Source organism: Citrobacter sp. Cpo148, from assembly GCF_030332375.1.
Classification (GTDB): Bacteria; Pseudomonadota; Gammaproteobacteria; order Enterobacterales; family Enterobacteriaceae; genus Citrobacter; species Citrobacter portucalensis.
In genome coordinates this window covers 67,691-82,207 of sequence record NZ_JAOWHY010000028.1, presented here as the reverse complement: position 1 = coordinate 82,207, position 14,517 = coordinate 67,691, and the positions used below count along the sequence as shown (strand labels likewise).

12 protein-coding genes are annotated in these 14,517 nt (G+C 52.6%); 8 read left to right on the top strand and 4 right to left on the bottom strand.

Annotated features, from left to right (window positions below):
• Positions 1–136 precede the first annotated feature (136 nt).
• Positions 137–850 (top strand): acid phosphatase AphA, encoded by a 714-nt coding sequence (gene aphA / locus OGY10_RS01080; protein WP_003826615.1) that lies wholly within the window; start codon positions 137–139, stop codon positions 848–850.
• Positions 851–977: 127 nt separating this feature from the next.
• Positions 978–1,334, top strand: coding sequence for an MmcQ/YjbR family DNA-binding protein (locus OGY10_RS01075; RefSeq protein ID WP_008786927.1), 357 nt, complete (start codon positions 978–980; stop codon positions 1,332–1,334).
• Between the two features lie 283 nt (positions 1,335–1,617).
• Here OGY10_RS01075 and uvrA read toward each other — a convergent pair whose 3' ends face one another.
• Complete coding sequence (gene uvrA, locus OGY10_RS01070) at positions 1,618–4,440, bottom strand: excinuclease ABC subunit UvrA (RefSeq protein WP_003826619.1); 2,823 nt, start codon at positions 4,438–4,440, stop codon at positions 1,618–1,620.
• Positions 4,441–4,691: 251 nt separating this feature from the next.
• On the opposite strand from uvrA, the gene ssb1 reads away from it, so the two are divergent.
• Positions 4,692–5,216 carry a single-stranded DNA-binding protein SSB1 gene (gene ssb1, locus OGY10_RS01065; protein ID WP_003826621.1) on the top strand — a complete coding sequence of 175 codons (525 nt, stop codon included), beginning with the start codon at positions 4,692–4,694 and terminating at the stop codon, positions 5,214–5,216.
• Positions 5,217–5,282: 66 nt separating this feature from the next.
• On the opposite strand, the gene OGY10_RS01060 is transcribed toward ssb1, so the two are convergent.
• Positions 5,283–5,564, bottom strand: a complete 282-nt coding sequence (locus OGY10_RS01060; protein WP_003826625.1) for a YjcB family protein — start codon at positions 5,562–5,564, stop codon at positions 5,283–5,285.
• A 552-nt stretch (positions 5,565–6,116) separates the two neighbouring features.
• Between OGY10_RS01060 and pdeC the strand changes: the two genes are divergently transcribed.
• Positions 6,117–7,703 carry a cyclic di-3',5'-guanosine monophosphate phosphodiesterase PdeC gene (gene pdeC / locus OGY10_RS01055; RefSeq protein ID WP_048236344.1) on the top strand — a complete coding sequence of 529 codons (1,587 nt, stop codon included), beginning with the start codon at positions 6,117–6,119 and terminating at the stop codon, positions 7,701–7,703.
• A 2-nt stretch (positions 7,704–7,705) separates the two neighbouring features.
• Here the strand turns inward: pdeC and soxS are convergent, their stop codons facing one another.
• Positions 7,706–8,029, bottom strand: a complete 324-nt coding sequence (gene soxS / locus OGY10_RS01050) for a superoxide response transcriptional regulator SoxS (protein WP_003031731.1) — start codon at positions 8,027–8,029, stop codon at positions 7,706–7,708.
• A gap of 86 nt (positions 8,030–8,115) precedes the next feature.
• Between soxS and soxR the strand changes: the two genes are divergently transcribed.
• The 4 genes from soxR to OGY10_RS01030 all read left to right on the top strand — a co-directional run bounded on the left by soxR (position 8,116) and on the right by OGY10_RS01030 (position 13,488).
• Positions 8,116–8,574 carry a redox-sensitive transcriptional activator SoxR gene (gene soxR, locus OGY10_RS01045; protein WP_003826630.1) on the top strand — a complete coding sequence of 153 codons (459 nt, stop codon included), beginning with the start codon at positions 8,116–8,118 and terminating at the stop codon, positions 8,572–8,574.
• Between the two features lie 608 nt (positions 8,575–9,182).
• Positions 9,183–10,532: a guanine/hypoxanthine transporter GhxP gene (gene ghxP / locus OGY10_RS01040; RefSeq protein WP_003826632.1), complete on the top strand. Its 1,350-nt coding sequence runs from the start codon at positions 9,183–9,185 to the stop codon at positions 10,530–10,532.
• Positions 10,533–10,689: 157 nt separating this feature from the next.
• The gene (locus tag OGY10_RS01035) at positions 10,690–12,336 is read left to right on the top strand and encodes a Na+/H+ antiporter (protein WP_003826634.1); all 1,647 of its coding nucleotides are present in this window, start codon (positions 10,690–10,692) and stop codon (positions 12,334–12,336) included.
• Positions 12,337–12,996: 660 nt separating this feature from the next.
• On the top strand, positions 12,997–13,488 hold the full coding sequence (locus OGY10_RS01030; protein WP_191226528.1) for an REP-associated tyrosine transposase: 492 nt from the start codon (positions 12,997–12,999) through the stop codon (positions 13,486–13,488).
• Positions 13,489–13,563: 75 nt separating this feature from the next.
• On the opposite strand, the gene OGY10_RS01025 is transcribed toward OGY10_RS01030, so the two are convergent.
• Positions 13,564–14,454, bottom strand: coding sequence for a LysR family transcriptional regulator (locus OGY10_RS01025; RefSeq protein WP_003826636.1), 891 nt, complete (start codon positions 14,452–14,454; stop codon positions 13,564–13,566).
• Positions 14,455–14,517: the final 63 nt, after the last annotated feature.

Genomic DNA, 14,517 nt, shown 5'->3' with positions numbered 1-14,517 from the left:
ATGTGATCGTGCTCCTTTTCCAGGACAAAACCAGAGAAAATCCTTCCTTTCCCTCCCCCTAAGGGGTAAGGTCAGATAGTTTTTTGACCAGTTGTTAATAAAAAAATGATAACTAACTGACTACTTAGGGAAAAATATGCGCAAGTTTACGTTGGCACTGAGTGCCGTTTGTTTATTGTTCACGCTTAATCAGCCAGCCCAGGCACTCGTTTCTTCTCCCTCTCAGCTCAATCCAGGCACTAACGTTGCAAAGCTCGCTGAGCAGGCTCCCATTCACTGGGTCTCCGTGGCACAAATTGAAAACAGCCTGACCGGACGTCCGCCGATGGCCGTCGGGTTTGATATCGATGACACTGTCCTCTTTTCCAGCCCAGGCTTCTGGCGCGGTAAAAAAACGTATTCTCCGGACAGTGAGGATTACCTGAAGAATCCGGCCTTCTGGGAAAAAATGAACAATGGCTGGGACGAGTTCAGTATTCCAAAAGAAGTCGCGCGCCAACTGATTGATATGCACGTGCGTCGCGGTGACAGCATCTTTTTCGTGACCGGGCGTAGCCAGACGAAGACTGAAACGGTGTCGAAAACGTTGTCTGATAACTTTCACATCCCAGCTGGAAATATGAATCCGGTCATTTTTGCCGGCGACAAGCCGGGTCAGAACACCAAAACGCAGTGGCTGCAGGATAAAAATATCCGCATGTTCTACGGTGACTCCGATAATGACATCACTGCCGCTCGCGACGTGGGTATTCGCGGTATTCGCATTTTGCGCGCCTCTAACTCCACTTATAAGCCGCTGCCACAGGCCGGTGCGTTTGGTGAAGAGGTGATCGTCAACTCGGAATATTGAGGACGCTGGCTGCGGATTGCTGTTTTTTTAAACAAATTTACATTGCTGGCTTTTACCTTTTGCGGACTTGCTGCACACTGAATAAAAGATGTTCTCATGAGGCAATATGCTGGTAAGGGGAATAAAGATGACGAATTCGGAGTTGCTGCAATACTGCATGGCAAAAACGGGCGCGGAGCAGAGCGTTCACAGTGATTGGAAGGCCACGCAAATCAAAGTCGAAGATGTGCTTTTTGCCATGGTAAAAGAGGTGGAAGAACGCCCGGCGGTGTCTCTGAAAACCAGCCCTGAACTGGCAGAACTGTTGCGCCAGCAGCATAGCGATGTTCGGCCAAGCAGGCATCTCAATAAGGCGCACTGGAGTACGGTGTATCTGGACGGCTCGCTGCCGGATTCACAGATTTATTATCTGGTCGACGCCTCTTATCAGCAGGCTGTGAACACGTTGCCGGAAGATAAACGCCGGATACTGACGCAGCCCTGATCCGTTTCGCCGGATGCGGCGCAAGCACCTTATCCGGCCTACAGGCTTTATACCTGGTCTGTAGTTTCGTAGGCCTGATAAGCGCAGCGCCATCAGGCACAACGGTTGCCGGATGCGGCGCAAGCACCTTATCCGGCCTACAGGCTTTATGCGTATTCTGTAGTTTCGTAGGTGCTGATAAGCGCAGTGCCATCAGGCACAACTGTTGCCGGATGCGGCGCAAGCACCTTATCCGGCCTACAGGCTTTATGCATATTCTGTAGGCCAGACAAGTGTTGCGTAATTACAACAGCGGTTTGAGGAAGCGGGCCGTGTGTGAGGCTTCACACTCAGCGACAGTTTCTGGTGTGCCGGAGACAAGGATTTCGCCGCCGCCGCTACCGCCTTCCGGACCGAGATCGACAATCCAGTCTGCGGTCTTAATCACGTCCAGATTGTGCTCAATCACCACGATGGTGTTGCCCTGATCCCGGAGTTGATGCAGCACGTCCAACAGTTGCTGAATATCCGCAAAATGCAGACCGGTGGTCGGCTCATCGAGAATATACAGCGTTTGCCCGGTACCGCGTTTGGACAGTTCGCGCGCCAGCTTCACGCGCTGTGCTTCACCGCCTGAGAGCGTGGTAGCGGACTGACCCAGCCGAATGTACGTCAGGCCAACGTCCATCAGCGTTTGCAGCTTACGTGCCAGCGCCGGAACGGCATCGAAGAACTCACGTGCTTCTTCAATCGTCATATCCAGCACTTCGTGGATAGTCTTGCCTTTGTACTTAATTTCTAACGTTTCGCGGTTATAGCGCTTGCCTTTGCACTGATCGCACGGCACGTAGATATCCGGCAGGAAGTGCATTTCGACTTTGATCACGCCGTCGCCCTGACAGGCTTCACAGCGTCCGCCACGGACGTTAAAGCTGAAACGCCCCGGCGTGTAACCGCGTGCTCGTGACTCCGGTACACCGGCAAACAGTTCGCGCACTGGCGTAAACACCCCGGTGTAGGTTGCCGGGTTAGAGCGCGGCGTACGGCCAATCGGGCTTTGGTCAATGTCGATCACTTTGTCGAAATGCTCCAGGCCTTGAACGTCGCGATACGGCGCAGGTTCAGCCAGCGTCGCACCGTTTAGCGCCGTCTGTGCAATCGGGAACAGTGTGTCGTTAATCAGCGTCGATTTACCCGAACCGGAAACACCGGTAATGCAGGTAAATAAACCTACCGGCAGCGTCAGGGTGACATCTTTCAGGTTATTACCGCGTGCGCCGGTGAGTTTCAGCACTTTCTCTGGGTCAGCCGCAACGCGCTGTTTAGGCACTTCAATCTTGCGTTTACCGCTCATGTACTGGCCGGTCAGCGACTCAGGCACTGCCATGATGTCGTCGAGCGTCCCTTCGGCGACGACCTGACCGCCGTGAACACCCGCGCCCGGGCCGATATCGATAACGTGGTCAGCGGCGCGAATCGCGTCTTCATCGTGCTCGACCACAATAACGGTATTACCCAGATTACGCAGGTGGATAAGCGTACCCAGCAGACGTTCGTTATCGCGCTGGTGCAGGCCAATAGACGGCTCATCCAGTACGTACATTACACCGACCAGACCCGCGCCGATCTGGCTTGCCAGGCGAATACGCTGGGCCTCACCGCCGGAGAGTGTTTCCGCCGACCGCGATAGCGTCAGGTAGTTGAGGCCGACGTTGACCAGGAACTTCAGACGATCGCCAATCTCTTTAAGAATTTTCTCGGCAATCTTCGCCCGCTGACCTGCGAGCTTCAGATTGTTGAAGAAATCCATTGCATGACCGATGCTCATGTCAGAAATCGCAGGCAGCGGCGTATTTTCAACAAATACGTGACGGGCTTCCCGGCGTAAACGCGTCCCTTCACAGCTGGCGCAAGGACGGTTACTGATGAACTTGGCTAATTCTTCACGTACTGCGCTGGATTCCGTCTCTTTATAGCGGCGCTCCATATTGTGCAATACGCCTTCGAACGGATGGCGACGTACGGACGTATCACCGCGATCGTTCATGTATTTAAATTCGATATTCTCTTTACCGGAACCGTACAGTACCACTTTATGCACAGCAGGGTTCAGGCTGGCCCACGGGGCTTCAACGTCGAATTTATAGTGTTCCGCCAGAGACTTAAGCATCTGGAAGTAATAGAAGTTACGGCGATCCCAACCGCGGATAGCACCACCGGCCAGCGACAGTTCCGGGTTTTGGATCACCCGATCAGGATCGAAATATTGCTGCACGCCGAGACCGTCACAGGTTGGACACGCGCCCGCCGGGTTGTTAAACGAGAACAGCCGCGGTTCCAGTTCGCGCATGCTATAGCCGCAGATAGGGCAGGCGAAGTTGGCGGAGAACAGCAGCTCCTCCGCTTTCGGGTCGTCCATATCGGCAACGACCGCCGTACCGCCGGACAGTTCCAGCGCGGTTTCAAAGGATTCCGCCAGTCGTTGGGTGAGATCGTCACGGACTTTAAAGCGGTCAATCACCACTTCAATGGTGTGTTTCTTTTGCAGCTCAAGCTTGGGCGGATCGGAAAGGTCACAGACTTCACCGTCGATACGGGCGCGGATATAGCCCTGGCCTGCCAGGTTTTCCAGCGTTTTGGTGTGCTCGCCTTTACGCTCTTTGATCACCGGCGCCAGCAGCATCAGACGCTTACCTTCCGGCTGCGACAGGACGTTATCCACCATCTGGCTTACGGTCTGCGCTGCCAGGGGGACGTCGTGATCCGGACAGCGCGGCTCGCCAACGCGGGCAAACAGCAGACGCAGATAGTCGTGAATTTCGGTAATTGTACCTACCGTGGATCGCGGGTTATGGGACGTCGATTTTTGTTCAATTGAGATGGCAGGAGAGAGCCCCTCAATGTGGTCGACGTCCGGTTTTTCCATCAGCGACAGAAATTGACGCGCGTACGCGGAAAGGGATTCAACGTAACGACGCTGCCCTTCGGCATATAAGGTGTCGAAAGCGAGCGAAGATTTGCCTGAGCCCGAAAGCCCGGTGACGACAATCAGCTTGTCGCGCGGGATGACGAGGTTGATGTTTTTGAGATTATGGGTGCGGGCGCCCCGAACTTCGATCTTATCCATTCATCTTTCCCGGATTAAACGCTTTTTTGCCTGGCTGCATGGTGCTACCGGCGATCACAAACGGTTAATTATGACACAACCTGACCTGAATGGATATACAGTATTGGAATGCAAAACGCAGACGTCTGTGCAACAATGTCTGGCTGGAGTTGTTTACTGGAATCAACTTCGCAACGTAGTAAAAGCGCTATTGGAAATGCTACAATCCCGCGCTTACACTTATTCAGTAACGTTTTTCAGGAGACACGATCATGGCCAGCAGAGGCGTAAACAAGGTGATTCTCGTCGGTAATCTGGGCCAGGACCCGGAAGTACGCTATATGCCGAATGGTGGCGCAGTTGCCAACATTACGCTGGCTACTTCCGAATCCTGGCGTGATAAAGCGACCGGTGAAATGAAAGAGCAGACTGAATGGCACCGTGTTGTGCTGTTTGGCAAACTGGCGGAAGTGGCCAGCGAATATCTGCGTAAAGGTTCTCAGGTCTATATCGAAGGTCAGCTGCGTACCCGCAAATGGACCGATCAGTCCGGTGTAGAAAAGTACACCACAGAAGTTGTGGTTAACGTTGGCGGCACCATGCAAATGCTGGGTGGTCGTCAGGGTGGTGGTGCTCCGGCAGGTGGCGGTCAGCAGCAGGGCGGTTGGGGTCAACCTCAGCAGCCGCAGGGTGGCAACCAGTTCAGCGGCGGCGCGCAGTCTCGCCCGCAACAGTCAGCGCCGGCAGCGCCGTCTAACGAGCCGCCGATGGATTTCGACGACGATATTCCGTTCTAATCCCACTGCGTTACGCTGAAAATAATGGCTACCTCAAGACTGGGGTAGCCATATGCAATTTTGTTATCAGTTCAACACCATAGGCCAATCTGGCGGTGTGTGGCTCATCACGTCAACCATTACGGTTTCAATGTTCTTCCAGATAGCGGACATATCCACCAGGGTTATGCCGAGCAATCCAGTCGCAAACCAGCAGGCAAAAACCAGCCCCAAACCGCTGCTAATGACGGCCAGGCCAATATAATCTGATTTACGAAAACGGATATTGAGCGTACTGGCTAAAAACATCAGCACCGCGCTGAGTAGTTGCCACCGCAGAAGAACCACGCCAGTTGTTATTGTCGCCATGAAAAACGTCCTCAGAAAGTCTGGATGCCCAGGACAGCGCGGGGGTGTTCACCGAGGGTGTGATACTCTGGCTATCGACGGGCAATAACATGAATGAAACATTGTTTCTGTTACATGATTTTTGTGAACTATATCACATCTGGTCGTTTGTTCACCAGCATTGGCCGTTATTTTTGTAGGCTTATAACCACTCCAGGTGTGTGGTTTTGTTTAATGAAGAGTTGATAATAAATAACCATTTTTTAAACATGCATTTAGTCTGCTTGTTATATTTATCCTAAATTAAACGTTAAAAAAAATTAATGAATTTCTTAAATGCAGCCAGGATAATGCTCATAAAAAATTACTCCGTGGGGATAATAACGTTATGAAATAAGCATAACTTTAAGTTTGCCTTACGGAAAAATAATATCATCATCAACTATTATCAGACTTTTACATAGAGAAGTCTGTTGCTAATACTGATAGATTCATGCAACTTAATCAGTCGGTGTTTATAGCATCCTGCCTTGATGGGTTCTGGCATATACGAAACAGGGAAATAGGGCTGACATGAATCACAGTGCGCGACGCAAGATGCTGAAGTTCCTAGGAACATTCATGGTGGTATTGTTCCCCGTGGTGCTGGCGATATGGTTTGCGCACATCCGGGCGATGACCGAAACCCATAGCCAACTCCGCTCTTTTGCTCAACTGGTGTTAAATAAAACAGAATTGGTGATCCTACAAGCTGATTTGGCGCGTGATATGGCCCAGTTGTATCAGGGTAAGATGTGTACCCCGGCACATCAGAAAAGTATGCTAAATATTATTCGCGGTCGTTTATATATCAGTGAGCTAATTTATGCGCAGGGCGATCACTTTTTGTGCTCTACGTCGATGGCGCCGCCTGTTACTTATATTATGCCGACAGCCGATTATAAACGTACGCCGGATATCGCCATCTATTACTACCGCGATACCCCTTTTTTCGCTGGCTACAGAATGACGTACATGCAACGCGGGAACTACGTAGCAGTCATCAATCCATTGTCCTACAGCGAAGTCATGTCAGATGATCCGGATCTCTCCTGGGGCGTGTATGACACAGTAACAGATACGTTTTTCTCTGCTAGTGAAGCGGCAAATATTGCGCAATTCGCGCCGCTCATACGCGGTGAAGCCTCGACCTTTCAACAAGACGATCGCTTCTACACCATCGTGCATTCAGAAAAACGTCCAATTGCGATTATTGTGTCGACCTCAGACAACCGCGTAAGTCAGATTTTCTATCACGAGGCGGCATTAACCATTCCCTTCGGGATTATCTGCAGCATCCTGATACTGCTAATGTGGTGGCGCACGCGCCAGGAATACTTATCTCCCCGGCGCTTATTAAAACGCGCGATCAAAAAACGTCAGCTTTGCCTGCATTACCAGCCGATCATTGATATTAAGAATGGGCAATGTGTTGGTGCTGAAGCTCTGCTGCGCTGGCCGGGCTGTAAAGGTGAGGTGATGAGCCCGACGGAGTTTATTCCACTGGCTGAAAAAGAGGGAATGATTGAGCGGATCACGGATTATGTCGTTGAAGAGGTGTTCAACGATTTGGGGTATTTTCTTTCGGCGCATCCTCAGCTTTCTATCTCGATTAACCTTTCCGCTTCTGACTTTCATTCATCCCGATTGATTGCCCTGATTAACGACAAAAATCGTGAGTACTCCGTGGCGGCCCAGCAAATTAAAGTTGAAGTGACCGAGCGTGGGTTCATAGATGTACATAAAATGACCCCCGTAATCCAGGCGTTCCGCAAGGCGGGTTATGAAGTGGCATTTGATGATTTTGGCACGGGATATTCCAATCTGCATAATTTGTCAGCGCTGAATGTCGATATCCTGAAGATCGACAAATCGTTTATTAGCACGTTGTCCACTAACAGCACCAGTCACTTGATTGCCGAACATATTATTGAGATGGCACAAAGCTTACACCTGAAGACGATTGCGGAAGGGGTGGAAACGAAGGAGCAAATCGAATGGCTGCTTGAACGCGGCGTACAGTATTGTCAGGGCTGGTATTTTGCGAAGGCGCTGCCGCCGCAGGAATTCATGCACTGGATACAACGGTCGCCCGCCATACTGACGCAGAGCGGGCAATAATATTACAGACGATGGCGGTAGTCGCTGGGAGTACGATCAAATTCGCGGCGAAACACACGCGAGAAGGTTTGTTGCGACACATAACCAAGATCCATCGCGATATCAAAAATAGGTCGCTCAGTTGTCCGCAGTTCAACGGCGGCCAGCAAAAGCCGACGCTGGCGGATGTAGTCACCCAAGGTCTGGCGCGTCACCGTGCGGAACATTCTTTGTAAATACCACTTCGAGTAACCTGATTTTTTCGCCACCGCCTCAATGTTCAGCGGTTGATCGATATGTTCATCAATCCATTCAATAAGGGTCTGAATAATCTGCTGATGGGACATAGGGCTGCCTCTTTCTCAGTATTCGATTCGTCGTTTTGTCTGTGGGCGAGTATAATTCCTCAAGTTAACTTGAGGTAAAGCGATTTATGGAAAAGAAATTACCCCGGATAAAAGCGCTGCTCACACCAGGTGAAGTCGCCAAACGTAGCGGCGTGGCGGTATCGACCCTGCATTTCTATGAAAGCAAAGGGTTAATCAGTAGCATGCGCAACAGCGGCAATCAGCGGCGATACAAACGTGATGTGTTGCGTTACGTCGCGATAATCAAGATTGCTCAACGCATCGGGATCCCGCTGGCCACGATCGGTGACGCGTTAGGTGTATTACCCGAGGGGCATTCGCTTAGTGCCAAAGAGTGGAAGCAGCTCTCTTCGCAATGGCGTGAAGAACTGGACCGACGCATCCATACTTTGGTGGCGCTACGTGATGAGCTGGATGGGTGTATTGGTTGCGGATGCTTGTCACGTAGCGATTGCCCGTTGCGTAACCCTGGCGATCAGCTTGGCGAGCAGGGGACCGGAGCGCGCCTGCTGGAAGATGATTAATTGGTTTAAAATATGTGACGGGTATGAAGGATATAAAACTAAAGCGCCACAGAGGGCGCTTTAGTTTGGTTCCGGTCTTTGTCTTTCACTCTATCCCGCTGGTTCACGGGAGGGTTTCCCCCGACATCAACACCCCTCAGTCGAGCACATTAGGGGAGGTTCCGGCCTGTGTTGATAATGTAAGTGTAAGCCACCTCCCTCCATTTGCCAGTGAAATGGTGATTTTTTAGCCAAAAAATTTTCCGCATCTTCACCTGTTTTCTTGCGCGAGTTGCGCGAAATAAACACGCCGATGATGTAATAACTCCGCGAAATTTGTTGCCAAATTGCGCATTGACGATAACGTTTGCGCATCGACTGGTTATTTCTTGCGCGTTATAAGAAGAAATGAGTAAAAAGCGGCAAAGTTCAGTTGAAAACCAGCGTATGATCGCTGGATAATCGTTTGCTTTTTTTTACCACCCGTTTTTTATGCGCGGAGCTAAACGTTTGCTTTTTTGCGACACCCCTATTGACGCAAACCTGGCACATGGAGAAAACGTTTAGCAGGCAGTGGATTGTCCAGCACGCATAATGACGAAAAAATAAACTCTCAGGGGATGTTTTCTATGTCTACGCCTTCAGCGCGTACCGGCGGTTCACTCGACGCCTGGTTTAAAATTTCGCTCCGCGGCAGTACCGTTCGTCAGGAAGTCGTTGCCGGATTAACGACCTTCCTGGCCATGGTCTACTCCGTTATCGTGGTTCCGGGGATGCTGGGTAAAGCCGGGTTCCCACCTGCTGCTGTATTTGTGGCGACCTGTCTGGTCGCGGGCGTCGGTTCTATTGTGATGGGCCTGTGGGCAAACTTGCCGCTGGCAATTGGTTGCGCCATTTCTCTGACCGCATTTACCGCATTCAGCCTGGTGCTGGGCCAACATATTAGCGTGCCCGTTGCGCTGGGTGCGGTGTTCCTGATGGGGGTCCTGTTTACCATCATTTCCGCGACCGGTATCCGTAGCTGGATCCTGCGCAATCTGCCGCAGGGCGTTGCGCATGGTACGGGGATTGGTATCGGCCTGTTCCTGCTGCTGATTGCGGCAAACGGTGTCGGTCTGGTAATTAAGAACCCGCTGGACGGCCTGCCGGTTGCGCTGGGTGACTTCGATACCTTCCCGGTCATTATGTCGTTAATTGGTCTGGCGGTGATTATTGGCCTCGAAAAACTGAAAGTACCGGGTGGCATTCTGCTGACCATTATCGGTATTTCAGTGGTTGGTCTGATTTTCGACCCGGCAGTGCATTTCTCCGGCATTTTTGCCATGCCGTCTCTGAGTGATGAAAACGGCAACTCGCTGATCGGCAGCCTGGATATCATGGGGGCACTGAACCCGATTGTCCTGCCGAGCGTGCTGGCGCTGGTCATGACCGCTGTCTTCGATGCAACCGGAACCATCCGCGCGGTAGCCGGACAGGCGAATCTGCTGGATAAAGACGGACAGATTATCGACGGTGGTAAGGCGCTGACCACTGACTCCCTGAGCAGCGTGTTCTCTGGTCTGGTGGGCGCAGCTCCGGCGGCGGTTTACATTGAATCCGCAGCGGGTACGGCGGCAGGCGGTAAAACTGGCCTGACAGCGATCACCGTTGGCGTACTGTTCCTGCTGATCCTGTTCCTCTCTCCGCTCTCTTATCTTGTACCTGTGTACGCAACGGCACCTGCGCTGATGTATGTGGGTCTGTTGATGCTGAGCAACGTCGCGAAAATCGATTTCGCTGACTTTGTCGACGCGATGGCGGGACTGGTTACGGCCGTATTTATCGTGCTGACCTGTAACATCGTTACCGGCATCATGATTGGCTTTGCGACCCTGGTAATTGGCCGCATCGTTTCTGGTGAATGGCGCAAACTGAACATCGGCACCGTGGTGATCGCCATCGCGCTGGTGGCCTTCTACGCCGGCGGTTGGGCTATCTGATTCTGATTTCCTGACGATCCTAAAAACGGGTGGCTTTGGCCGCCCGTTTTCATTTTCAGAACACACTCGTTGTCTTTTGCGTTACTCTCAATTAGATAGAATTGAGGCACGACGCCTCTCATTAGCAATCATAAGAAACATCGCAAACAGGGAACGCATGGAAATCTTTTTCACCATACTCATCATGACCCTTGTGGTCTCGCTGTCGGGGGTATTTACTCGCGTATTGCCCTTCCAACTTCCTTTACCCCTTATGCAGATCGCCATCGGCGCCTTGCTGGCGTGGCCGACGTTTGGTTTGCATGTGGAATTCGATCCTGAGCTGTTCCTGGTTCTGTTCATCCCGCCGCTGCTCTTTGCCGATGGCTGGAAGACGCCAACGCGTGAGTTTCTCGAGCACGGGCGAGAGATTTTCGGCCTGGCACTGGCGCTGGTGCTGGTCACGGTGGTCGGCATTGGATTTATGATTTACTGGCTGGTGCCGGGGATCCCTCTCATCCCAGCCTTTGCGCTGGCTGCTGTGCTATCGCCAACCGATGCCGTCGCACTTTCCGGCATTGTGGGAGAGGGACGTATACCGAAGAAAATCATGGGTATCCTGCAGGGCGAAGCGTTGATGAACGACGCCTCCGGTCTGGTCTCTCTGAAGTTTGCCGTCGCCGTGGCGATGGGGACGATGGTATTCACCGTTGGTGGCGCAACGCTTGAGTTCTTCAAAGTGGCGATTGGCGGCATCCTGGCTGGTTTTGTCGTCAGTTGGCTGTACGGCCGCTCCCTGCGCTTCCTCAGCCGCTGGGGCGGTGACGAGCCGGCAACGCAAATCGTCCTGCTGTTCCTGCTGCCGTTTGCGTCTTACCTGATTGCGGAACATATCGGCGTTTCCGGTATCCTCGCGGCGGTCGCTGCCGGGATGACGATCACCCGTTCCGGGGTGATGCGCCGCGCGCCACTGGCGATGCGTTTACGTGCTAACAGTACCTGGGCGATGCTGGAGTTTGTATTTAACGGCATGGTCTTCTTGCTGTTAGGGCTACAGTTACCGGGAATTCTGGAGTCTTCTTTGGCGGCGGCCGAGGCCGATCCGAATGTTGAAATCTGGATGCTGTTTACCGATGTCGTGCTGATTTACGTGGCGCTAATGCTGGTGCGTTTTGGCTGGCTGTGGACCATGAAAAAGTTCAGTCTGCGCTTCCTGAAGAAAAAACCGATGGAGTTTGGATCCTGGACGACGCGTGAAATCATGATCGCCTCTTTTGCCGGTGTACGCGGGGCCATTACCCTCGCCGGTGTACTCTCCATTCCTCTGTTGTTACCGGACGGTAGCGGCTTCCCGGCGCGATATGAGCTGATCTTCCTTGCCGCAGGCGTGATCCTGTTCTCGTTGTTTGTTGGCGTGGTGATGCTGCCGATTCTGCTACAACATCTGGAAGTGGCAGACCACTCGCAGCAGCAGAAAGAGGAACGTATTGCCCGCGCCGCCACGGCAGAAGTGGCGATTGTCGCGATCCAGAAAATGGAGGAGCGACTGGCCGCGGACACCGAAGAGAACATCGATAACCAGTTGCTCACCGAGGTGAGTTCACGCGTGATTGGTAACCTGCGTCGACGCGCCGACGGGCGCAACGATGTGGAAAGCTCTATGCAGGAAGAAAACCTCGAACGACGTTTCCGCCTGGCAGCGCTGCGTTCAGAACGCGCGGAGCTTTATCACCTGCGCGCCACGCGTGAAATCAGCAATGAAACGCTGCAAAAACTACTGCACGACCTGGATTTGCTGGAAGCGCTGTTGATTGAGAATCAGTAAACGATAGCGCCTGATGCGCTACGCTTATCAGGCCTACAAGACCGGCAACAGCGATGTAGGCCGGATTAGGCGCTAGCCGCATCCGGCGAAAGGTGTGCCTGATGCGCTACGCTTATCAGGCCTACAAGATCGGGAATAGTGATGTAGGCCGGATAGGGCGTCAGCCGCATCCGGCGAAGGGTGTGCCTGATGCGCTACGCTTATCAGGCCTACAAGATCGGGAATAGTGATGTAGGCCGGATAGGGCGTCAGCCGCATCCGGCGAAGGGTGTGCCTGATGCGCTACGCTTATCAGACCTACAAGACCGGCAATAGCGATGTAGGCCGGATAAGGCGCTAGCCGCATCCGGCGAAGGGTGTGCTTGATGCGCTACGCTTATCAGGCCTACAAGACCGGCATACCGATGTAGGCCGGATAAGGCGTTAGCCGCATCCGGCGAAGGGGTGCCTGATGCGCTACGCTTATCAGGCCTACAAAACCGGCAATAGCGATGTAGGCCGGATAAGGCGTTAGCCGCATCCGGCGAAAGGTGGGCCAAATGGCGCGCAACTGGCTGCAAGAAATTATTCATCGTGTAATTTGCGAGCGACATTCCTGAACGAATCCATCCCTCTTGTCGATTCCCTCTTTTCTCCATACGGTTGAGGAAAGGGGGAAACATGTCCAACTATCGACGAAATTACATCAATGGGGGAACCTGGTTTTTTACGGTAAATCTGCAGGACCGTCGAAGCCATCTTCTGACTGCCAACATTCACGCGCTTCGGTGTGCAATCGCTGCGGTCAATAAGGTTAGGCCTTTTCGCATCAATGCGTGGGTCGTTTTACCCGAGCATATGCATTGTATATGGACGTTACCCGGCAATGATGCGGATTATTCCTCTCGCTGGCGGGAAATTAAGAAGCATTTCACCCACTCATTGTCTTCCCGACATATCTGGCAATCTCGCTTTTGGGAGCACACCATCCGTGATGAACATGATTATCGCCAGCATGTTGATTATATTTACATTAACCCGGTGAAGCACGGTTGGGTAAAGCAGGTACAGGCTTGGCCTTTTTCAACATTTCATCGTGATGTGAGGCACGGTTTGTACCCGCAAGATTGGGCAGGTGAAATCATGGTTTTTAATGCGGGTGAACGTGCCTGATGCGCTACGCTTATCAGGCCTACAACACCGGCATACCGATGTAGGCCGGATAAGGCGTTAGCCGCATCCGGCATTTTACGACGCTTGCGGTAGCCAAAACCCTTCACAGCATTTGAGCCACGCCTGGGCGCTGTGCGACAGATACACGCCTTCGCGCCAAATCATGCCCAACTGCCAGCGTAAGTCACTCTCCAGAGGGATCCAGCGCAACGTTTGCTTATCCAGCCGCTGGCAAATCGGCTCCGGTAAAATGGCAATCCCGACTCCGGCTTGTACCATTGCCGCCAGAAAATCCCACTGCCCGCTGCGCACCGCGATGCGGGGTTTGACGTTGTGTTGGCTAAACAGCTCAAGCAATTGGCGGCTCAACGCGAAATCTTCGTTGTAGATAAGCAGCGGATGTTCCGCCAGCGCCTCGGGGGGAATGGATTCGCACGTTGTCCACTGGCCGGAGCGAGGAACCAACACGCAGAGTGGATGGCTAAAAAGCGGTAAGGTTGCCAGACCGCTCTCTTCTTCAACCGGCAGCGCGGTCATCGCGACATCCAGGTCACCGTTCATTACCGCCTGCTGAACGGTTAAGCCGCCAAATTCAGAGACCTTCAGCTCAACGCCGGGATAGCGCTGGCGAAACAGGCCGATCGGCCCAGCCATTAACATCCCCACCATGGGCGGGATACCGAGGCGCAGCACGCCCTTGTTGAGGTGATTTATGTCACTGAGTTCCGCTTCAAGCTGGCGAAACTCGGCAAGGATCGCCAGGCCGCGTTCGAAAACGACCTGCCCGGTATCGGTTAACAGCAGTCGCCGACCATCGCGGATTAACAGCGTGCAGTTAAGCTCGTCTTCAAGGTTCTTCAACATCTTGCTGATGGTGGGCTGGGTGACAAAAAGCTTCTCCGCTGCGCGGGTAAAGCTCTGCTGACGAACCACTTCAACAAAATATCGCAGCGTTCTGATATCCATGATTATTCCTTAAGACTATGCCTGCAATGAGTTTAATTCATTTCAGTCCTGGAAGGGGGCTCT